The organism is Streptomyces sp. NPDC028308, assembly GCF_055565855.1.
In genome coordinates, this window is sequence record NZ_JBVHTO010000011.1 from 386,435 (window position 1) to 407,344 (window position 20,910).

The following is a 20,910-nucleotide window of genomic DNA, read 5'->3' on the forward strand; positions in this document are numbered from 1 at the left end:
CACGTGAAACATCCGGGCTGGAGCCCGGATCTCCCAAGGGTACCGGCCGCCCCGAGATCACCGGCCCGAATACTCTCGGTGGCAGCTCCCGATCACCTCTCCTTAGAGTGGGTGAATGCGCACTGGTGAGCCCCTGCCCACCGTGGGGGAGGTCCTGGCCTCCCTCGCGACCGGCCTTTGGCGCTGGGACAACGAGGCCGGACTGGTGACGCTTGACGCCGAGTGCGCGCGGCTGCTCGGCCTGCCGGCCGAGCCGACGACCCTGACGGAGGCGGGCATACGCTCCCGCTTCCACCCGGTCGACTGGAACGAGATCGACGGCATCGTGCAGCTCGCCGTCGCCGAGGGCACCCTGGCGGAGGCCCGGCTGCGGATCATGGACGAGCAGGGGCGTGTGATCCGCACGGTGCGCAGCCGCTCCCGGCCCTCCGTGCACCCCGAGACGGGCGAGTACGAGCTGGTCGGCACCCTCCAGGAGGTCAGCGAGCAGCCCCCCGGCGCTGCCGCCCGTACCCCCGTCACCGGCGACTGGCGCCGCTCGCGCGAGGCGTTCCTGCTGGACGCGGGGCGCGCGCTGGCGGAGGCGCGGTCGACGGAGGAGGTCCTGCGGGTCGCGGCGGGCTTGTCGATGCCGGGCTTCACCCCGGACGGGCTGGCCGTCTTCGGCGCGGAGGCGGACCGGCTGACGATCATCGGCCACCACGGGCACCAGCCGGGTGACGAGGGGCCGTTCTCCCACATGTCCCTGGACACCGACTATCCGGCGGCGGAGGTCGTCCGCACCGGCCGTGCCGTGTACCTCTCCTCCCCCGAGGACTACAAGGCCCGCTACCCGGCCTCCTGGCCGCTGGCCCAGCACTTCGGGCGGCAGAGCTGGGCGTTCCTGCCGCTGACGGTCGCCGGCCGCACGATGGGCGCCTGGATGGCGGCGTTCTCCTATCCGGTCTCGTTCACGCCCGACGAGCGCTCGGTGCTGACCACCGTGGCCCGGATGCTGGCGCAGGCCCTGTCGCGGGCGGGCGTCGCCGAGTCCGAGCGGGAGCTGACCGACGGCCTCCAGCGCTCGATGCTGCCGACCCTGGGCCCCGAGATACCCGGCATGTCGGTGGCCGCGCGCTATGTGCCCACCGGCGGCGGGCTCCAGGTCGGCGGCGACTGGTACGACATGATCCCGCTGCCCGGCGGCACCTCCCGGACGAAGTCCGGGGCGGGCAGGTTCGCCCTGGTCATCGGCGACGTCCAGGGGCACGACGTACGGGCCGCGGGACTGATGGGCCAGCTGCGGATCGCCCTGCGCGCCTACGCCTCCGAGGGGCACCGCCCCGACGCGGTGCTCTCGCGGGCCTCCCGGTTCCTGTACGGGATCACCGACTCCGTCACCCAGGACGGCGAGAGCATGGACCCGCGCTTCGCGACCTGCCTGTACGTCGAGGTCGACCCGGCGACCGGCGTGCTGGACATCGCCCGGGCCGGCCATCCGGACCCCGCGATCCGCATGGCGGACGGGACGGTGCTGATGCGGCCGACCGCGGGCGGGCTCCCGCTGGGCGTCGACCCGGACGCGGACTACCCGACCACCCGGCTGGTCCTGGAGCCCGCCGAGACCCTGCTGATGTGCACGGACGGCCTGATCGAGACCGGCGGCCACGACCTGGACACCGGCTGGCGGCGGATCCGCCGGATCCTGGAGGAGCACGACGGCGACATGGACGTCCTCGCCGACTCCCTGGTCCAGGCCGTGCACGGACCCTCCTCGCACCACTCCCCCGGCCCGCTGATCGACCGCCGCGAGGACGACATAGCGGTGCTGCTGCTGTGCCGGATCGGCGAGGGCTGCGGCTGCGGCAGCACGGCCGACGTCATCGCGCCGCCGGTGCGCCGCACGATGGTCACCGTCGCGCAGGCCGAGCCCGAACGGGTCGCGGGCGCCCGCCAGCAGCTGCGGGAGCTGCTGCACGACTGGGCCTGCGACGACCAGGTCGACTCGGCGGTGCTGATGACCTCCGAGATGGTCACCAACGTGCTCGTGCACACCGACGCGGACGCCCTGCTCGTCGCGCAGCTCAGCGGCGACACGGGGGAGCGCCGGCTGCGGGTGGAGGTCACGGACGGCAGCGACGACCTCCCGCACAAGCGCCGGCCGGGCGAGCTGGCGTCGTCGGGCCGCGGACTGGTGCTCATGGAGCTGCTCGCCGACGCGTGGGGCGTCGATCCCCGGGGCCAGGGCAAGAGCATCTGGTTCGAGCTCTACGAGTCCTCGGGCAAGTCCGACGACCCGCCGGACTTCGGGCTGTCCGACGACGGCGACGCGTCCGAGGACTCCCCCGCGTAGCGCGTGCGCGCCTCCGACAGGACGCCGAACGCGGCCGCCGTCAGCGGCACGGCCAGCAGCATCCCGAGGATCCCGGCGACCGAGGCGCCCCCGGTGATCGTCAGCATGACCACCGCCGGATGCATCTGCACCGTACGGCTCTGGATCGCCGGCTGGAGGACGTGGCCCTCCAGGACCTGGACGGCGAGCACGACGCCGAGCGCCCACAGCGCGATGACGAACCCCCGGTCGGCCAGCGCGACCAGCACCGCCACCGTGCCCGAGATGAAGGCGCCGAGGTAGGGGATGTACGCCATCACGAAGACCAGCGCGCCCAGGCCGACGGCGCCGGGGACGCCGAGGACCAGCAGCCCGACGGTGATGCAGACGGCGTCGATCAGCGCGATGAGCGTCGTACCGCGCATGAAGCCCTCCACGGCCTGGAAGGCGCGCCTGGCCATGGCCTCCACGGTGTCGGCCGTGCCGTGCGGGGACAGCGCGCGCAGGGCGCCGGGGGCGCGGTGGGAGTCGCGCAGGAAGAAGAAGACGAGCAGCAGCGCGAGCACGGCCACGGCGAGGGTCTCGCCGACGACGCTGACGCCGCTGATGACGTTGGAGGCGGCGGTCCCGCCGAACTTGCTCAGCAGTTCCCTGGAGTTCGAGGCGATGTCGTGCAGGGAGGTGCCGGCCGCCCCGAAGTGCTCGGCGAGCGAGGTCGCGGCGTCCTTGAGCGAGGCGACGATCTGGTCGCCGGTGTCGACGAGCGCGGCGACCACGATGTAGACGGCGCCGCCGACGACCACGACCACCGCCACGCAGGTGAGCCCGGCCGCCAGCGACCGGTTGACCCCGACCTTCACCAGCCGCCGGTACAGCGGCCCGAGCAGGGCCGTCCCGAGGAGGGCGAGCAGCACCGGCACGACGGCCGTGCGCAGTTCGCCGCAGAGCTGGATCCCGACCCACCCGACGGCCGCGACGAGGAGGATGACGGCGCACCAGGCGGCCAGCCGCCGGGCGCCTTCGGGAAGTAGGTGCACGGCCCCACCCGATCACGCGGCGGGCGGTGTGTCCTCGCGGGACGGCCCGCCCGGGTGACGCGACGTCAGGAAGAGGACCGCTCACGCCGCGGGGGAGCACCGGCCCCGCGCGCGTACCCGGCACGGGGACGGAACGGGCGCCGCGGCCGAAAGCCCTTCGGGCGGGCGCGAGTTCGGGCCACGGCGGGAGTTTCCGCGGCCGGGGCTTGGCTAACCTGCACGGGTGACCACCGACCTGACCCTGCTGCCGCGTGTCGCCCACCGCGGACGGGAGGTCACCGCGCCCCGGCTCCGGGGCCTGCTCGCGCTGCTCGCGGGCGACGTGCGCTCGGGCTGCAGCACCGAGCGGCTCGTGGCGGGACTGTGGCCGGACGAGCAGCCGGAGCACCCGGGCAAGGCGCTCCAGGTCCTCGTGTCCAGGGCGCGGGCGCAGCTGGGCGCCGACGTCATAGCGAGCACGCCGACCGGGTACCGGCTCACCCTCACCGAGGACCGGATCGACAGCTCAGCCCTGCTGCTGCACGCCACCACGAGCGCCGGGCGGGCCAGGGCCGGGGACCACGCCGGATCACTGGCCGCCGCCGAGGCGGGGCTCGCCCTGTGGGAGGGCACCCCCGAGGGGGCCGGTGACCCCGGAGACCCCGTGGCCGCGCTGCGCGCCGACCGCGCCCCCGTCCGCGACGCGCTCGTCCGGGCGCGGGCCCTCGCCCTCGCCCGGCTGGGCCGCCACACGGAGGCCGCCGGACCGCTAGCAGCGGCCGCCGCGGCGCGTCCGCGCGACGAGGAGGTGCTCGCCGAGCTGCTGCGCGGCGAGGCGGCGACGGCCGGCCCGTCCGCCGCGCTGACGCGCTACGAGACCTATCGCCGGGAGCTGCGCGACCGGCTCGGCACCGACCCAGGGCCCGCCCTGAAGGCCGTCCAGCGGGAGCTGCTGCGCGGCGAGGCGCCGCCCGTACGGCACGGCGTCCCGCACGAGCCGAACCCGCTGCTGGGCCGGGACGAGGACATCGCGGCGGTGGAACGGCTGCTGCGCGCCTCCCGCGCCGTCACCGTCGTCGGCCCCGGCGGCCTCGGCAAGACCCGCCTCGCGCACGCCGTCAGCCGACGCGCCGAGCAGCGGCTGGTGTACTTCGTGACGCTCGCCGGAGTCGGCGCCGACGAGGACGTGGCCGCCGAGGTGGCCTCCGCGCTCGGCGCCGGCGAGGCCCGGCCCGCCGCCGTGACCGGGCCCGCCCAGGCCCCGGCGGTGTCCGGCATCCTCGGCGTGCTCGGCTCCGGGCCCGCCCTGCTGGTGCTGGACAACTGCGAGCAGGTCGTCCGGGGCGCCGCCGACCTCGTACGCACCCTGGTCTCGTCCTCGAAGGACCTGCGGGTGCTCGCCACGAGCCGGTCCCCGCTCGGCCTCACCTCGGAGGCGGTGTTCGCGCTGCCCGAACTCGGCCTCGGCACCTCGGTCGAGCTGTTCACGCAGCGGGCCCGGGCCGCCCGGCCAGGGGTGGAGCTGCCGCCGCACGCGGTGGCCGAGCTCTGCCGCCACCTCGACGGGCTGCCGCTCGCCGTGGAGCTGGCCGCCGCGCGGGTGAGGGTGCTGTCGGTGCCGGAGATCGCGCGCCGCCTCGGCGACCGGTTCGCGCTGCTGCGCGGCGGCGCACGGGACGTGCCGGAACGCCACCGCACACTGCACGCGGTCGTGGACTGGAGCTGGAACCTCCTCGACGAGGAGGCGAGGGCGGCGCTGCGCATGATGTCCGTGTTCCCCGGCGGCTTCTCCGGCGAGGCGGCCGAGCGGGTCCTCGGCGAGGACGCGCTGCTCCTGCTGGAACAGCTCGCCGACCAGTCGCTGCTCACCGTCGCCGACACCCCCGCGGGCGTACGGTTCCGGATGCTGGAGACCGTGAGGGAGTTCAGCGCGGCCCGGCGCGCGGAGGCGGGCGAGGAAGAGGAGGCCGTCGGCCGCTTCCTGGACTGGGCGCGGGACTTCGGGGTCACCTACCACGACTGGTTCTTCAGCTCGGAACCGCTGGCCGCCTGGGAGCGGATCAGGGCCGAGCAGGACAACCTCGTACCGGCCCTGCGGCACGCCCTGGCCCGCACGGACGGCCCCACCACCGCCGCGCTCACCGCCGTCCTGGCCGCGCTGTGGTCCACCGACTCCAACTACCTGCGCCTGGCCACCCTCGCCGCGGACACCGGGCCGCCGCTGTCGCACTACCACCCCGAGCCCGCGTACGTGGAGGTCGCCCGCGCCGCCGCGGTGCTCTGCACGGCCAGCCTGTTCATGGGCTACGGCCCGCACGTCGTACGCCAGCTCGTCACCCTGCGAAGGCTGCCCCCGGCGCCCCCGGACACGCTGCTGCGCGCCATCGCGGCCGTGCTGGGCGCGGTCCCCGAGATGCAGCCGCCCGACTACGCCGTGCTGCGCGAGCTGTGCGCCAGTGACCAGCCGCTGCTCGCCGGGATCGCCGAGTGCGTCGCCACCTACGTCTGGGAGTACGAGCACGACATCGACCGGGCGCTCGCCTCGGCCCGCCGCACGGTCACCGCGCTGGCGCCGGTCGACAACCCGTTCCTCCAGGTCATGGGCCACTCCCGGCTGGCCCAGCTGTGCCTGCAACTGGAACAGGGCGACGCGGCGTACGGCCATCTCCGACAGGCCCTCGAAGCGCTGCCGCGGCTCGGCGACGACCACGACACCATCGGCGTCCGCTGGGGCCTCGTCCTCGCCTGCCTCCAGCGCGGCGACCCCGACGAGGCCGAGTACTGGCTGCGCCAGGCGGAACAGGCCGGCAACCCGAAGAAGGACGACTCCGACAGCGCCGACCTCGGCGGACGGGCCGAGATCGCGCTCGCCCGGGGACTGACGGAGGTCGGTCTCGGCCTGTGGCGCAGTGCCATGGACGGGGTCACCGAGGCCGGCCCGATGTACAGCGGCGATCCCTTCCTCGACCGGTGGGCGCTGAAGATCCAGTCGGCGGCGGTGACGGCGCACGCGCACGCGGGGCGCCTCGAACCGGTCGCGCAGGCGGTCGGGCGACTGCGCCGGGGCCTTACGACCCTGCTCTCGGCCCCGGCCCACTCGCCCATGGACCTGCCCGTGTACGGGACGGTGCTGCACGCGCTCGGCATGGCGGGCCTCGCCGCCGGGGACGGCACGGCGGTCCGGATGATCGCGCTGGCCGAACGGCTGCGGGTACTGCGCGACTACCAGCCGACCATGTCGGCGGACCGCGCCCGCAAGGCGGCCGAGCAGGCCGACAGGGCGGCGTACGCCGACGCGGTGTCGGAGTACGCCGCCCTGCCGCGGGACGGGCTGCGCGAGGCAGCCCGCGCGCTCATTTCGGGTCGCGGTTGAACAGCGCCGTGGACCAGCGGTAGCCGAGCACGGACAGGCCGACGCACCAGGCGATCGCGATCCACCAGTTGTTGCCGATCTCGCTGCCGAGGAGCAGGCCGCGCAGGGTCTCGATGGCGGGCGTGAAGGGCTGGTACTCGGCGATCGGCTGGAACCAGCCCGGCATCGTGTCGGCCGGGATGAAGGCGCTGGAGATGAGCGGCAGGAGGATCAGCGGCATCGCCATGTTGCTGGCCGCCTCGGCGTTCGGGCTCGCCATGCCCATCCCGACGGCGATCCAGGTGAGCGCCAGGGTGAACAGCGCGAGCAGTCCGAAGGCCGCCAGCCACTCCAGCGCCGTGGCGTCCGTGGACCGGAACCCGATGGCGACGGCGACGGCGCCGACGAGGACCAGGCTGGCGAGCACCTGGAGCACGCTGCCCACGACGTGCCCGATGATCATCGAGCTGCGGTGGATGGCCATGGTGCGGAAGCGGGCGATGAGGCCCTCGGCCATGTCGGTGGAGACGGACACGGCGGCGCCGATGACAGTGCTGCCGATGGTCATCATCAGGATGCCGGGGACGATGTAGGCGATGTACTCGGAGCGGTCGGCGCCGCCGCCGCCGATCCCCGCGCTCATCACGTCGCCGAAGATGTAGACGAAGAGCAGCAGCAGCATGATCGGCGTGAGCAGCAGGTTCAGCGTGAGGGACGGGTAGCGCCGGGCGTGCAGCAGGTTGCGGCGCAGCATCGTGTTCGAGTCGCGCACGGCGAGGGAGAGGGCGCTCATCGGACGGTCTCCTTGGACTGGCTGGGGACGGCGGCGCCGCCGGTGAGGGCGAAGAAGACGTCGTCGAGGTCGGGGGTGTGCACGGTCAGCTCGTCGGCCTCGATGCCGGCCGTGTCCAGCCAGTCGAGGACGGAGCGCAGTTCGCGCTGGCTGCCGTCGCTGGGGATCTGCAGCGTCAGCGCCTCGTCGTCGCGGGTGGCCTCGCGCAGGGCGGCCGCGGCGGACCGGTAGGCGGCCGGGTCGGTGAACCGCAGCCGCACGTGCCCGCCGGGGATGAGCCGCTTCAGCTCGTCGGCGCTGCCCTCGGCGGCGATCTTCCCGTCGCTCAGCACCGCGATGCGGTCGGCGAGTTCGTCGGCCTCCTCCAGGTACTGCGTGGTGAGGAAGACGGTGACGCCGCCGGAGACCAGCTCGCGGATGATCTGCCACATGTTGTGGCGGGAGCGGGGGTCGAGGCCGGTGGTCGGCTCGTCGAGGAAGATGATCCGCGGGCCGCCGACCAGCGTCATGGCGAGGTCCAGGCGCCGCTTCATGCCGCCGGAGTAGGTGGACACCGGCTTCTTGGCGGCCTCCACCAGGTCGAGGCGCTCCAGCAGTTCCGCGGTGACGCGCCTGCCCTCCTCGCGGGGGAGGTGGTGCAGGTCCGCCATGAGGAGCATGTTCTCCTCGCCGGTGATCAGGTTGTCGACGGCGGAGAACTGCCCGGTGACGCCGATCGCGGCGCGGACGGCCTGCGGGTCGGCGGCGAGATCGTGGCCGCCGACCTGCAGGTCGCCGGCGTCGGCGGTGATGAGGGTCGAGAGGATCTTGACGGCGGTGGTCTTGCCGGCGCCGTTCGGGCCGAGCAGGGAGAACACCGTGCCGGCCGGGACCGCCAGGTCGATGCCGTCGAGGACCGTCTTGTCCCCGTAGGCCTTGCACAGCCCCTTGGCCGCGATGGCGAGGGAGTGCGGAGTCGTTGTCGTCATGGGGCAGAGCGTGCGGCACGGTGCCTTCAGCGCGGTTTCACGGCGGTTTCAGCGTCCTGGAACCGGGACCACCCGCCGCGTACGGGCACACGGACGAGCCCCGGTCCGGGTGTGGACCGGGGCTCGTCCCCGCGGGGTGCCGGCGGGTTCTACAGGCCGCCCTCGGACATCCCGTGCACGGCCGGGACCGTACCGAGCCGGCCCTTCTGGAAGTCCTCGAAGGCCTGCTGGAGCTCCTCGCGGGTGTTCATCACGAAGGGGCCGTAGTGGGCCATCGGCTCACGGATCGGCTGCCCGCCGAGGATCACGACCTCCAGGTCCGGCGTGTTCGAGTCCTGCCGCTCGTCCGCGCGGACGGTCAGCGAGGAACCGGCGCCGAAGACGGCGGTCTGCCCGGTGTGGACGGGCCGGCGCTCCGCACCGACGCTGCCGCGCCCGGCGAGGACGTACGCGAGTCCGTTGAAGTCCTCGCGCCACGGGAGCGTCAGTTCGGCGCCGGGCGCCACGGTCGCGTGGATCATGGTGATCGGCGTGTGCGTGATGCCGGGGCCCTGGTGGCCGTCCAGCTCACCGGCGATGACCCGCAGCAGCGCGCCGCCGTCGGGGGTGGTGAGCAGCTGGACCTGGCCGCCGCGGATGTCCTGGTAGCGCGGCGCCATCATCTTGTCGCGGGCCGGCAGGTTCACCCAGAGCTGGAGGCCGTGGAAGAGGCCGCCCGACATCACGAGCGCCTCCGGCGGCGCCTCTATGTGCAGGAGTCCCGAGCCCGCCGTCATCCACTGGGTGTCCCCGTTGGTGATGGTGCCGCCACCGCCGTTGGAGTCCTGGTGGTCGAAGATCCCGTCGATGATGTAGGTGACGGTCTCGAAACCGCGGTGGGGGTGCCAGGGGGTGCCCTTGGGCTCTCCCGGCGCGTACTCCACCTCACCCATCTGGTCCATCATGATGAACGGGTCGAGGTGGCGGTAGTTGATCCCGGCGAACGCGCGGCGCACCGGGAATCCCTCGCCCTCGAAGCCACCGGGCGCGGTCGTCACCGTGAGGACGGGACGGGCCACGGCGTCGGCGGGCGCGACCACACGGGGCAGGGTCAGCGGGTTCTCGACGGTCACTGCAGGCATGTCGGGTACCTCCTTGGCTTCGAGTTTAGTTGATTGTTGAACTTTCTGCTACCCGTAACGAAGGACGCCCGGAGGGCATTCCCTCCGGGCGTCCGTCGTGGGCGAGGTACGTCGTCGGCGGCGCGTACGGGCGCTCACCGCCCGCGGCACGGCCGCGGTCAGCCGTACATCCGGCGCATGGCGAAGTCGACCATCTGCTCCACGGCCTTCGCGTCGAAGACCATGCGGTGCTCGCCCTCCATGTCGAGGACGAAGCCGTAGCCGGTCGGCAGCAGGTCGATCACCTCGGCGCCGGTGATCACGAAGTACTTGGACTCCTTGCCGGCGTACCGGCGCAGCTCCTTGAGCGAGGTGAACATCGGGATCACGGGCTGCTGGGTGTTGTGCAGCGCGAGGAAGCCGGGGTTGTCCCCGCGCGGGCAGTAGACCTTCGAGGTCGCGAAGATCTGCTGGAAGTCCTCGGCGGCCATCGACCCCGTGGTGAAGGCGCGGACCGCGTCCGCGAGGGAGGGCGGGGACGGCTCGGGGTACAGCGGCGGCTGCTGGCCGTAGCCGCCGGGCATCTGCTGCTGCGGCGGGGCGTACTGCTGCTGAGCGCTCGCGTTCTGGTCGTAGCCGTACATGCCGCAAAGACTACTGAGTCACAGATAACCCACTCGGGGTTGCGTCTTATTACCGACGGGTAGCATCATCGTAGCTACTTGCCGGTATGTGTAACGAGGCTGCCAGTTCTCCGGCCTCCCCGATCTCTTACGGAGCCGTCGCCATGGGGCACTACAAGTCGAATCTCCGCGACATCGAGTTCAACCTCTTCGAGGTGCTCGGGCGCGACAAGCTGTACGGCACCGGCCCGTTCGAGGAGATGGACACCGACACCGCCAAGAGCATCCTCGAAGAGCTGACGCGCCTCTCGGAGAACGAGCTGGCCGAGTCCTTCGCCGACGCCGACCGCAACCCGCCCGTCTTCGACCCGGAGACGAACACGGCGCCGGTCCCCGCGTCCTTCAAGAAGAGCTACCAGGCCTTCATGGACTCCGAGTACTGGCGGCTCGGCCTGCCCGAGGAGATCGGCGGCACCACTACGCCCCGCTCCCTGATCTGGGCCTACGCGGAGCTCGTGCTCGGCGCCAACCCGGCCGTCTGGATGTACTCCTCCGGCCCCGCCTTCGCCGGCATCCTCTTCGAAGAGGGCAACGAGGTCCAGAAGCACATCGCGAAGATCGCCGTCGACAAGCAGTGGGGCTCCACCATGGTGCTCACCGAGCCGGACGCCGGCTCGGACGTCGGCGCCGGCCGCACCAAGGCGGTCCAGCAGGAGGACGGCTCCTGGCACATCGAGGGCGTGAAGCGCTTCATCACGTCCGGCGAGCACGACATGTCGGAGAACATCCTCCACTACGTCCTCGCCCGCCCCGAGGGCGCCGGCCCCGGCACCAAAGGCCTGTCCCTCTTCCTCGTCCCGAAGTACGAGTTCGACTTCGAGACCGGCGAGCTGGGCGAGCGCAACGGCGTCTACGCCACCAACGTCGAGCACAAGATGGGCCTCAAGGCGTCCAACACCTGCGAGATGACCTTCGGCGACCGCCACCCCGCCAAGGGCTGGCTGATCGGCGACAAGCACGACGGCATCCGCCAGATGTTCCGCATCATCGAGTTCGCCCGCATGATGGTCGGCACGAAGGCCATCTCCACGCTCTCGACGGGCTACCTGAACGCGCTGGAGTACGCCAAGGAGCGCGTCCAGGGTCCCGACCTGGCGAACTTCATGGACAAGACCGCGCCCAAGGTCACCATCACGCACCACCCCGACGTGCGCCGCTCGCTCATGACGCAGAAGGCGTACGCGGAGGGCATGCGCGCGCTCGTGCTGCACACCGCCGCGATCCAGGACGAGATCCAGGTCAAGGAGGCGGCCGGCGAGGACGCCACCGCGCTGGAGGCCCTGAACGACCTGCTCCTGCCCATCGTCAAGGGCTACGGCTCCGAGAAGGGCTACGAGCAGCTCGCCCAGTCGCTCCAGACGTTCGGCGGCTCCGGGTTCCTCCAGGAGTACCCGATCGAGCAGTACATCCGCGACGCCAAGATCGACACCCTCTACGAGGGCACCACCGCGATCCAGGGCCAGGACTACTTCTTCCGGAAGATCGTCCGCAACCAGGGCGCCGCGCTGAACTCCCTCGCCGAGGACATCAAGAAGTTCCTGGCGCTCGGCACCGGCGGCGAGGAGCTCTCCACCGCCCGCGAGCAGCTCGCCAAGGCCGCCGTCGAGCTGGAGGCCATCGTCGGCCTGATGCTCACCGACCTCGCGGCCACCGAGCAGGACGTCAAGAACATCTACAAGGTCGGCCTCAACACCACCCGCCTGCTCATGGCCTCCGGTGACGTGGTCGTCGGCTACCTGCTGCTGCGCGGTGCCGCCGTGGCCGCCGAGAAGCTCCAGACCGCGTCTGCCAAGGACAAGCCGTTCTACACCGGCAAGATCGCGGCGGCGAAGTTCTTCGCGGCCAACGTCCTGCCCGGCGTCACCGGCGCGCGCAAGCTCGCCGAGGGCGTCGACCTGGACCTGATGGAGCTGGACGAGGCCGCCTTCTAGCACCCGCCACCGGCGGGGGACGCACCCCTGCCGGCAACCGGCGGCTGTCAGAGGGTCCGGCGGTCCGGCGAGCGGATGATCGCCGTCGGTCCGACGCGGCGGTCGTCCGGTGGGCCGGGGAGCGGATGGCTCAGGTCGCTCCGGCGCTCCGGCGAGCGGATGGCCCAGGTCGGTCCCGAGGGCCGGCCGGCGGGTGGACGTCGGCGGGCCGGTGGCCGGATTCTGACCCTCCGGTCAGGTGTCCGCCTTTCACATCCCCCTCACGAGGGCCCGTTCCCCATCACGGGGAGCGGGCCCTCGTGCGTCGTTAAGGTGAACCCCATGCGCACACCCTCCCGCTTCGACCGCGGCCACACCGACGACCTCATGACCTTCCTGGCGGCGACACCCACGCCGTACCACGCCGTGGCGAACGCCGCCGAGCGCCTGGAGAAGGCCGGATTCCGTCAGGTCGCCGAGACCGACGCGTGGGACGGCACGACCGGCGGCGCCTACGTGCTGCGCGGCGGCGCGATCATCGCCTGGTACGTCCCGGAGGGCGCCGCCCCGCACACCCCGTTCCGGATCGTCGGCGCGCACACCGACTCCCCCAACCTGCGGGTCAAGCCGCTGCCGGACAGCGGCGCCCACGGCTGGCGGCAGGTCGCCGTCGAGATCTACGGCGGCCCCCTCCTCAACTCCTGGCTGGACCGCGACCTCGGCCTCGCCGGACGCGTCTCGCTGCGCGACGGCACGACCCGGCTGGTGAACATCGACCGCCCGCTGCTCCGCGTCCCCCAGCTCGCGATCCACCTCGACCGCTCGGTCTCCGCCGACGGCCTCAAGCTGGACAAGCAGCGCCACCTCCAGCCCGTCTGGGGCCTCGGCGACCCCCGCGAGGGCGACCTGATCGCCTTCGTCGAGCAGGAGACCGGCCTCTCCGCCGGCGAGATCACCGGCTGGGACCTGATGACCCACTCCGTCGAGGCCCCCGCGTACCTGGGCCGCGACCGGGAACTCCTCGCCGGCCCGCGTATGGACAACCTGCTCTCCGTGCACGCCGGCACCGCCGCCCTCGCCGCCGTCTCCGCCGCCCGCGACCTCCCCTACATCCCCGTCCTCGCCGCCTTCGACCACGAGGAGAACGGCTCCCAGTCGGACACCGGCGCGGACGGCCCGCTGCTCGGCACCGTCCTGGAGCGCTCGGTGTTCGCCCGCGGCGGTACGTACGAGGACCGGGCCCGCGCCTTCGCCGGCACCGTCTGCCTGTCCTCCGACACCGGACACGCCGTCCACCCCAACTACGCCGAGCGGCACGACCCGACGCACCACCCCCGCGCGAACGGCGGCCCCATCCTCAAGGTGAACGTCAACAACCGCTACGCCACGGACGGTTCGGGGCGTGCCATCTTCGCCGCCGCCTGCGAGAAGGCCGGCGTCCCCTTCCAGTCCTTCGTCTCCAACAACGCCATGCCCTGCGGCACCACCATCGGGCCCATCACCGCGGCCCGGCACGGCATCAGGACCGTCGACGTCGGCGTGGCCATCCTCTCCATGCACAGCGCGCGCGAACTCTGCGGCGCCGACGACCCGTTCATGCTGGCCAACTCCCTCGCCGCGTTTCTCGAGGGCTAGCCGGGCATGTCCGCCGCGCCCCCGGGTACCCGGAGTTGACCCGAAGAGAAGCCGAGTCGGCTACAGGAGGCGACACCCAATGGGCCTGGGCGGGTGCATCATATTGATCGCCGTAGGGGCGATCCTCACATTCGCGACCGACTGGGACATGGAAGGGGTCAACCTCGACCTGGTCGGCATCATCTTCATGATCGCGGGACTGATCGGCGTGGCGACGTTCAGCAGCATCGCCAAGCGCCGGCGCACCGTCGTACAGCCCACCACCCCGGTGGTCACCGAAGAGCGTCCCCGGGGCGGTTACAACGACGGCTACGGCGCGTAGGACACCCGGCGTCGGCTGAGGCCGCCGCCGTGACGGCACCGGCGGGCACCCCCGGAGGACGGGGACGCCGCCCGGGCCGGGCACGCGGACGGGGCACCCCGAGGGCGGTCATGGCACGAGGGGTACCGGACACGGGCGCGGAACGCGGGGAGGACGGTCAACTGCCGCCCTCCCCGCAGCCGTCCGCCCCACACGCGGCACCCGCACCGGTACGGGACGCTCACCGCCCCGCACGCCGGCACGGCACCGGCACGGGCACGGGCACCGGCACACTCGCTGCACCGCACGCGCCGCGCCCGTTCGGGACACTCACCGCACAGCACGCGGCCCCCGCCGTTCCGGGGCGATGACCGCACGCACGCGGCGCCCCGCCCGTTCGGGACAGTCAGCGCACCGCACGCGGACCGGCACACTCGTCTGCACCGCACGCGCGCCCGCCGGTTCAGGACGCTCCCCTCACCGCCTGCGGCGCCCTCGCCGATTCGGCACGGCGTACCGCACCGCACGCCGCGTCCTCGGCACCCACGCGCCCCGGCACCCCGCGCGTCCGGCCTTCGGCCCTCAACTCCCCCCTCGTCAGACCTCGTCCATCCCCGCGAGGACCAGCGGCAGTCGGTCCTCGCCGTCCGGGGTGAGCCGGACCGGTACGCCCCAGTCCTGCTGGTGGACATGGCACGCCGGGTACTCGATGTCCGCGTCGTCGTCGCAGGAGGCCGCCATCGCCGAGACGTGCAGCACGCCTTCGGCGACAGCCGGGTTCAGCTCCAGCTCCCGGGACAGGTCCGTCCCCGCGCCCCCGCCGCCCAGCAGCAGCTCCGGCGGCGTCGAGGAGACCAGCAGCCGCGTGGACGGCCCGTACCGCGTGTCGAGCTTCTGGCCTGCCGGAGCCTGGAAGACGACGTCCAACCGCACGGCGCCCGGGGCGACTTCGGTGGCGGCGCGCTGCGTGCGGTGGGCGACCGCGTCGACGCGCACCGCCTCCTCGGGCAGCCGCAGCCGGGTCAGCCGGTGCCGGGCCGACTCGACGACGACCACGTCCGGACCGACCACCACCGCGTCGCTGGGCTCCCGCAGGTCCGTCGCCAGCGTGGTCACCTCACCGGTGGCCGGGTCGAAGCGGCGCAGCGCGTGGTTGTACGTGTCGCTGACGGCCACCGAGCCGTCGGGCAGCGCGGTGACGCCCAACGGGTGCTGGAGCAGGGCCTGTCCGGCGGCGCCGTCCCGGTGCCCGAAGTCGAACAGGCCGGTGCCCACGGCCGTGTGCACGCTCCCGTCCGGCTCCACCCAGCGCAGTGCCGAGGTCTCGGAGTCGGCCACCCACAGCCGCTGCCCGTCGGCCGAGACGGCGAGACCGGACGGCTGCGCGAACCACGCCTCCGCGGCGGGCCCGTCCACCAGCCCCTCGTTCGTCGTGCCGGCCGCGACGCCGACCGTCCCGCCGCCGGCGGCACCCCCTGCCGGGTCGTACACCCACAGCTGGTGCACGCCCGCCATGGCGATCCAGACCCGCCCGCCGAACACGGCCACGTCCCACGGGGAGGACAGGTCCACCTCGCGCGCGGGCCCCTCCGTCGCCGACCCGCGCCACCACTGGCGGCCGGTGCCCGCGAGCGTCGTGACCCGGCCGTCCGTGAGGTCGAGCCGGCGCAGAGCGTGGTTCACCGTGTCGGCGACGACCACCGCGCCGTCGTCGAGGAGGGCGAGGCCCTGCGGCTCGTTGAACGCGGCCGTGCCGGGCCCGCCGTCGGTGAGGCCACGCACGCCGGAGCCGATGCGGCGCACGACCGTCTCACCGTCGGGCTCCAGCTCCACCAGCTGATGCCGGGTCGTGTCGCTCACCAGGAGGTTCCCGGACGGCAGCACCAACGCCTTGCCGGGGAAGCGGAGGTCGCCCGCGACCGACTCCGGCGCCACGTACGGGCCGTCCCCGCGCCGCAGGGTGCCCTTCGCCGCGTGCTCGGCCTCCAGCTCCTCGACGAGCCGCTCGATGGCGTGGGCGTGCCCCTCGCCCGCGTGCTGCGCGACCACGTACCCCTCGGGGTCGATCACCACCAGCGTCGGCCAGGCGCGGACCGCGTACTGCTTCCAGGTGGCCAGCTCCGGGTCGTCGAGGACGGGATGCTCCACCCCGTACCGCTCGACGGCGTCCACGACCGCCTCGTGCTCCGCCTCGTGGACGAACTTCGGCGAGTGCACCCCGATGACCACCACGGTGTCCCGGTGCTTCTCCTCCAGCTCCCTCAACTCGTCCAGAACATGCAGGCAGTTGATACAGCAGAAGGTCCAGAAATCGAGTACGACGACGCGTCCTCGCAGGTCGGCGAGGCTGTACTGCTTGTCACCCGTGTTAAGCCAGCCGCCCTTGCCGACCAGCTCGGGGGCGCGGACGCGAGCGCGGCGCGGGGTGGAGTGGTTCATGGATCAAGGGTGCCACTCGGCCCGCGCGAACCCTTTTCCCTGTGGATAACCCGGTCACATTGAGTAACAGAACGCCACGAGATGCGTACCCGGCGTGACGGAGGGATGCTCGGAATACGACAGGGGGGTCACTGCAAGGGAGCAGTTTCATGGCACGACAGCCCGACGAATCCATGCGCGAGCCCGGTATGCGCGACCGCGACGAGCTGCGCGACCCCGAGGGCATGCAGGAGCGCATGCGCGACCGCGAGAACCCGCGGGACCCCGAGGGCATGCGCAACCGCGAGAACCCGCGCGACCTCGACCCCATGGAGGACAGGGACCGCAGGGAGCGGCGCGGTTCGGACGCCGGGATGCCCGGCGCCGGCGTCCGTGAGCGCGCCCGTGGCGACGAGCGCGCCGCCGAGGACGACGACGAGATGTGGGCGGACGGTTACCGGTAACGGCTGACCGGCGCTCGGTTCGCGTCGAGCCCCCCGCCGCTTCGGTGCGGCGGGGGGCGTTCGCGTGCCGGCGTCCGCCCCGGGGACCGGGACCGCGCGGCCCCGGTCAGTCCAGGGCGTGGCCGGTCGTCGCGTCGACGTGGTCGGGGATCTCCTCGTGGCGGTCGCCGACGGTGAGGGTGCCGGTCGGCTCGAAGAGGAGGAGCGAGGCGCCCGCCGGGGCGACGGGCTTGTGCTCGGTGCCGCGGGGGACGGTGAAGACGGAGCCCTTGGGCAGGACGACGGTCCGCTCGCCTCCTGCCTCCCGCAGCGAGATGGCCAGCTCCCCGTCGAGGACCAGGAAGAACTCGTCCGTGTGGTCGTGCACGTGCCACAGGTGCTCGCCCTCGACCTTCGCCACGCGGACGTCGTAGTCGTTGACGGCGGTGACGATGCGGGGGCTCCAGAGGTCGTCGAAGGAGCCGAGTGCCTCGGCGAGGGAGACCGGCTCGCGGCCCGCGCGGGGGCCCGTACCGGTGTCGGGTGCGCTCTGTTCGCTGCTCATGGCCCCATGCTCGGGCGTGGTGCGGGCGCCACGCGAGTGCTAGAAATCGCGTATGCCGCAAGGATCCTCGCAAGCGGGGCCGCCGGTGCCGGACGGTTCCGTGCCGCGCCGCCCCGGTCCGCCGCCGGACGCCCCACCCCCGCGTCCCCATCGCGTCGCCGTGATCGTCGACGCGAGCACGAACCCCTTCGAGGTGGGCGTGGCCACCGAGCTGTTCGGGCTGCCGCGCCCCGAGCTGGGTCTCGACCGGCCGCTGTACGAGCTGACGCTCTGCGGGCCGACGCCCGAGGTCCGGATGAACCACGGCTTCTTCACGCTGGCCGGGGTGCCGGGCCTGGACGCGGTGGACGACGCGGACACCCTGATCGTCCCCGGCCGCCCCGACAACGTCGTGCCGCGCGGCGCCGACGTGCGGGAGGCCATCCGGCGCACCCACGCGCGCGGGGCCCGCGTGATGAGCTTCTGCACGGGCACCTTCGCGCTGGCGGAGGCGGGCCTGCTGGACGGCCGCCGGGCGACCACGCACTGGCGCTGGGCCGACTCCTTCCGCGCGCTGCACCCGCGGGTGCTCCTGGAGCCGGACGTCCTGTTCGTGGACGAGGGTGACGTGCTGACGGCGGCGGGCAGTGCCGCGGCGCTCGACCTGGGGCTGTACGTGGTCCGCCGTGACCACGGGGCGGAGATCGCCAACGCGGTCTCCCGGCGTCTGGTGTTCGCCGCGCACCGCGACGGGGGCCAGCGCCAGTTCGTGGAGCGGCCGCTGCCGGACGTGCCGGACGAGTCGCTGGGGCCCCTGCTGGCCTGGGCCCGTGAGCGTCTCGGCGACCCCCTGACGGTCGCGGACCTCGCGGCGCGGACCTCCGTCAGCCCGGCCACCCTCCACCGGCGGTTCCGTGCCCAGCTCGGGACGACCCCGCTGGCGTGGCTCACCGGCGAGCGGGTGGCGCTCGCCTGCCGGCTGATCGAGCGGGGTGAGGAACGGCTCGACGTGGTGGCCCGGCACAGCGGGCTGGGCACGGCCGCTAACCTCCGCGAGCGGCTGCGCCGGGAGACGGGACTCAGCCCGTCGGCCTACCGGCGGCGTTTCGGAGGAGCCGCCGGGGAAGCCCTGATGGCATGAGATACCTCGTACGCGAACGACTGCTCGGTTTCGGTGACGACTACTGGATCGAGGACCAGCACGGCAACAAGGCGTTCCTCGTCGACGGCAAGGCGATGCGGGTCCGGGACACCTTCGAGCTGAAGGACGGCCAGGGCCGGGTCCTCATCGACATCCACCAGAAGATGTTCGCCCTGCGCGACACGATGGTGATCGAGCGGGACGGCGACCCCCTGGCGACCATCAAGCGCAAGCGTCTGTCGCTGCTGCGCAACCACTACCGGGTGTCCCTGGTGGACGGGACGGAGCTGGACGTCAGCGGAAAGATCCTGGACCGCGAGTTCGCCATCGACTACGACAACGAGCTCCTGGCGCAGATCTCCCGGCGGTGGCTGCACGTCCGGGAGACCTACGGCGTGGACGTGGTGCGCGACGACGCGGACGCGGCCCTGATGATCGCCGTGGCGGTGTGCGTCATCCACCTGGCGGACAAGGAGGGCGAGGACGACTGAGGGCGGCGCCCGGCTCAGCGGCCGGCGCCGGTCTCAGCGGCGGGGTGCCCGCAGTCCCAGCACCCGGTCCTTGAGCGCCGGGAACTGCTCCCGGGTGTCGCCGACCTTCGCGGGGTCGAGGTCCACGGTGAGGACCTCCTCGCCGGCGCCCGCCTCGGCCAGCACCTCGCCCCAGGGATCGACCACGATCGAGTGACCGGCCTGGGGAACTCCCGCATGCGTGCCGCCCGTTCCGCAGGCGAGCACGTACGCCTGGTTCTCGACGGCCCTCGCGCGGGCGAGCAGCGTCCAGTGGGAGCGGCGGCGTTCGGGCCAGCCGGCGGGGACGACGAGGATCTCGGCGCCCGCGTCGACGAGCCCGCGGAAGAGTTCGGGGAAGCGGAGGTCGTAGCAGGTGGCGAGTCCGATGGTCGTCCCGGTCAGCCTGGCGGTGACCAGTTCCGTCCCGGCGCCCATCAGCACGGCCTCGCCCTTGTCGAAGCCGAACCGGTGGATCTTGCGGTAGGAGGCGGTGAGTTGGCCGTCGGGGGAGAAGACGAGGGAGGTGTTGTAGAGCGTGCCGTCGGTGTCCCGCTCGGGGATCGAGCCGGCGTGCAGCCACACGCCCGCGTCGCCGGCCGCCTTCGCCATCGCCTCGTACGTGGGCCCTTCGAGGGGTTCGGCCTCGGTGCCGAAAGCCTCGTAGGCGAAGGCGCCGGTGGTCCAGAGCTCCGGCAGCACGACGAGATCGACTCCGGCTTGATCCCGTACGAGGGAGGCGGCTCGGCGCCTGCGCGAATCGACCGATTCGCCCTCGTCTACACCGATCTGGATGAGGGAGGCGCGCACACTACCACCGTCCTGGCATTCGAGCCGTCTATACGGGCCTACGATCGTCACACCAAAGCACTGCCGGGGTGCCTCACAGCAGCGTAACTTAGCGTTCCAAGACACCCACTGCCCGCGTACCGACCGCCCGAGGGGTCCCGTTCCGTGAGTCTGCATCCCAGTCTTCAGTCCTACGCCGACGCCTGGACCCATTCCGTCGACGCGATATCGGAGCTGGTGTCATCGCTTGTGGAAGGCGAGTGGAACAGGCGTACGCCGTGCCCGGGTTGGTCGGTGCGGGACCTCGTGTCGCACGTCATCGGCCTCGACTGCGAGATGCTGGGCGACCCGCGGCCGATCCACACGCTCCCCCGCGACCTGTACCACGTGACGAACGAGCACCAGCGGTACATGGAGATGCAGGTCGACGTGCGGCGCCACCACACGGCGCCCGAGATGACGTCGGAGCTGGAGTACACGATCATCCGCCGCAACCGCCAGCTGCGGAACGAGTCGCGGAGCCCGGACACCAAGGTGCGCGGCCCGCTGGGCACGGAGCCGACGCTCGAAGAGGCCATGCGCTACCGGGCGTTCGACGTGTGGGTGCACGAGCAGGACCTGCGGACCGCTCTCGGGCAGCCGGGCAACCTGGACTCGCCCGGCGCGTTCATCACCCGTGACGAACTGCTCGCCGCCCTGCCGAAGGTGGTCGCGAAGGACGCGGGCGCGCCCGCCAACTCGGCGGTGGTCTTCGACGTCCACGGGCCCGTCGAGTTCCTGCGCACGGTCCGGGTGGACGCGGACGGCCGCGGTTCGATAGACGGCACCCCCTCGCTGGGCCCGGCCGCGACGCTGACGCTGGACTGGGAGACCTACGTCCGGCTCGCCTGCGGACGCGTCAGCGCCAACTCCGTCGAGGACCGCATCAAGGTGGAGGGCGACCCGGATCTGACCGCGGCGATCCTGCGGAACTTCGCGGTCACTCCGTAGCGGGCCG

General features: G+C 72.6%; 17 protein-coding genes. 9 read left to right on the forward strand and 8 right to left on the reverse strand.

Annotated features, from left to right (window positions below; genetic code table 11):
• The first annotated feature begins 115 nt into the window (after positions 1-115).
• Complete coding sequence (locus ACZ4VA_RS26800; RefSeq protein ID WP_355785111.1) at positions 116-2,332, forward strand: SpoIIE family protein phosphatase; 2,217 nt, start codon at positions 116-118, stop codon at positions 2,330-2,332.
• Here ACZ4VA_RS26800 and ACZ4VA_RS26805 read toward each other — a convergent pair.
• Positions 2,248-3,348: an AI-2E family transporter gene (locus tag ACZ4VA_RS26805; protein ID WP_355785109.1), complete on the reverse strand. Its 1,101-nt coding sequence runs from the start codon at positions 3,346-3,348 to the stop codon at positions 2,248-2,250. The two genes, ACZ4VA_RS26800 and ACZ4VA_RS26805, sit on opposite strands and share 85 nt — an antisense overlap.
• Positions 3,349-3,571: 223 nt before the next feature.
• Between ACZ4VA_RS26805 and ACZ4VA_RS26810 the strand changes: the two genes are divergently transcribed.
• Positions 3,572-6,700: an ATP-binding protein gene (locus tag ACZ4VA_RS26810; protein ID WP_356163729.1), complete on the forward strand. Its 3,129-nt coding sequence runs from the start codon at positions 3,572-3,574 to the stop codon at positions 6,698-6,700.
• Here ACZ4VA_RS26810 and ACZ4VA_RS26815 read toward each other — a convergent pair.
• The 4 genes from ACZ4VA_RS26815 to ACZ4VA_RS26830 form a co-directional block, all read right to left on the reverse strand.
• A complete protein-coding gene (locus tag ACZ4VA_RS26815) occupies positions 6,681-7,472 on the reverse strand; it encodes an ABC transporter permease (protein WP_355793560.1) in 792 nt (263 codons plus the stop codon). The genes ACZ4VA_RS26810 and ACZ4VA_RS26815 overlap by 20 nt on opposite strands.
• A complete protein-coding gene (locus ACZ4VA_RS26820; RefSeq protein ID WP_468082729.1) occupies positions 7,469-8,440 on the reverse strand; it encodes an ATP-binding cassette domain-containing protein in 972 nt (323 codons plus the stop codon). The genes ACZ4VA_RS26815 and ACZ4VA_RS26820 overlap by 4 nt, the downstream gene beginning before the upstream one ends.
• Positions 8,441-8,589: 149 nt before the next feature.
• On the reverse strand, positions 8,590-9,561 hold the full coding sequence (locus ACZ4VA_RS26825; RefSeq protein ID WP_355784373.1) for a pirin family protein: 972 nt from the start codon (positions 9,559-9,561) through the stop codon (positions 8,590-8,592).
• A gap of 158 nt (positions 9,562-9,719) precedes the next feature.
• Complete coding sequence (locus tag ACZ4VA_RS26830) at positions 9,720-10,184, reverse strand: SseB family protein (protein ID WP_121405079.1); 465 nt, start codon at positions 10,182-10,184, stop codon at positions 9,720-9,722.
• 143 nt (positions 10,185-10,327) lie between these two features.
• Between ACZ4VA_RS26830 and ACZ4VA_RS26835 the strand changes: the two genes are divergently transcribed.
• The 3 genes from ACZ4VA_RS26835 (at position 10,328) to ACZ4VA_RS26845 (ending at position 14,090) form a co-directional block, all read left to right on the forward strand.
• Positions 10,328-12,154 (forward strand): acyl-CoA dehydrogenase, encoded by a 1,827-nt coding sequence (locus ACZ4VA_RS26835; RefSeq protein ID WP_355784377.1) that lies wholly within the window; start codon positions 10,328-10,330, stop codon positions 12,152-12,154.
• 321 nt (positions 12,155-12,475) lie between these two features.
• Positions 12,476-13,768, forward strand: coding sequence for a M18 family aminopeptidase (locus tag ACZ4VA_RS26840; protein ID WP_355784380.1), 1,293 nt, complete (start codon positions 12,476-12,478; stop codon positions 13,766-13,768).
• A gap of 79 nt (positions 13,769-13,847) precedes the next feature.
• The gene (locus tag ACZ4VA_RS26845; protein ID WP_355784383.1) at positions 13,848-14,090 is read left to right on the forward strand and encodes a DUF6458 family protein; all 243 of its coding nucleotides are present in this window, start codon (positions 13,848-13,850) and stop codon (positions 14,088-14,090) included.
• Positions 14,091-14,666: 576 nt separating this feature from the next.
• Here the strand turns inward: ACZ4VA_RS26845 and ACZ4VA_RS26850 are convergent.
• Entirely contained in the window at positions 14,667-16,508 is a 1,842-nt protein-coding gene (locus ACZ4VA_RS26850) for a thioredoxin-like domain-containing protein (protein WP_468082732.1), read from the reverse strand.
• 149 nt (positions 16,509-16,657) lie between these two features.
• Here ACZ4VA_RS26850 and ACZ4VA_RS26855 point away from each other — a divergent pair, with 149 nt between their 5' ends.
• A complete protein-coding gene (locus tag ACZ4VA_RS26855) occupies positions 16,658-16,951 on the forward strand; it encodes a hypothetical protein (protein WP_355784388.1) in 294 nt (97 codons plus the stop codon).
• A 106-nt stretch (positions 16,952-17,057) separates the two neighbouring features.
• Here ACZ4VA_RS26855 and ACZ4VA_RS26860 read toward each other — a convergent pair whose 3' ends face one another.
• Positions 17,058-17,495, reverse strand: a complete 438-nt coding sequence (locus tag ACZ4VA_RS26860) for a cupin domain-containing protein (RefSeq protein WP_356163726.1) — start codon at positions 17,493-17,495, stop codon at positions 17,058-17,060.
• A gap of 52 nt (positions 17,496-17,547) precedes the next feature.
• On the opposite strand from ACZ4VA_RS26860, the gene ACZ4VA_RS26865 reads away from it, so the two are divergent.
• Positions 17,548-18,615 carry a helix-turn-helix domain-containing protein gene (locus ACZ4VA_RS26865; RefSeq protein ID WP_468082734.1) on the forward strand — a complete coding sequence of 356 codons (1,068 nt, stop codon included), beginning with the start codon at positions 17,548-17,550 and terminating at the stop codon, positions 18,613-18,615.
• Positions 18,612-19,106: an LURP-one-related/scramblase family protein gene (locus ACZ4VA_RS26870; protein WP_468082736.1), complete on the forward strand. Its 495-nt coding sequence runs from the start codon at positions 18,612-18,614 to the stop codon at positions 19,104-19,106. Before ACZ4VA_RS26865 ends, ACZ4VA_RS26870 begins: the two co-directional genes overlap by 4 nt.
• 33 nt (positions 19,107-19,139) lie before the next feature.
• Here the strand turns inward: ACZ4VA_RS26870 and ACZ4VA_RS26875 are convergent, their stop codons facing one another.
• Positions 19,140-19,934, reverse strand: coding sequence for a carbon-nitrogen family hydrolase (locus ACZ4VA_RS26875; protein WP_355788525.1), 795 nt, complete (start codon positions 19,932-19,934; stop codon positions 19,140-19,142).
• A gap of 144 nt (positions 19,935-20,078) precedes the next feature.
• On the opposite strand from ACZ4VA_RS26875, the gene ACZ4VA_RS26880 reads away from it, so the two are divergent.
• Positions 20,079-20,903 (forward strand): maleylpyruvate isomerase family mycothiol-dependent enzyme, encoded by an 825-nt coding sequence (locus tag ACZ4VA_RS26880; RefSeq protein ID WP_355788523.1) that lies wholly within the window; start codon positions 20,079-20,081, stop codon positions 20,901-20,903.
• The last annotated feature ends 7 nt before the right edge of the window (positions 20,904-20,910 follow it).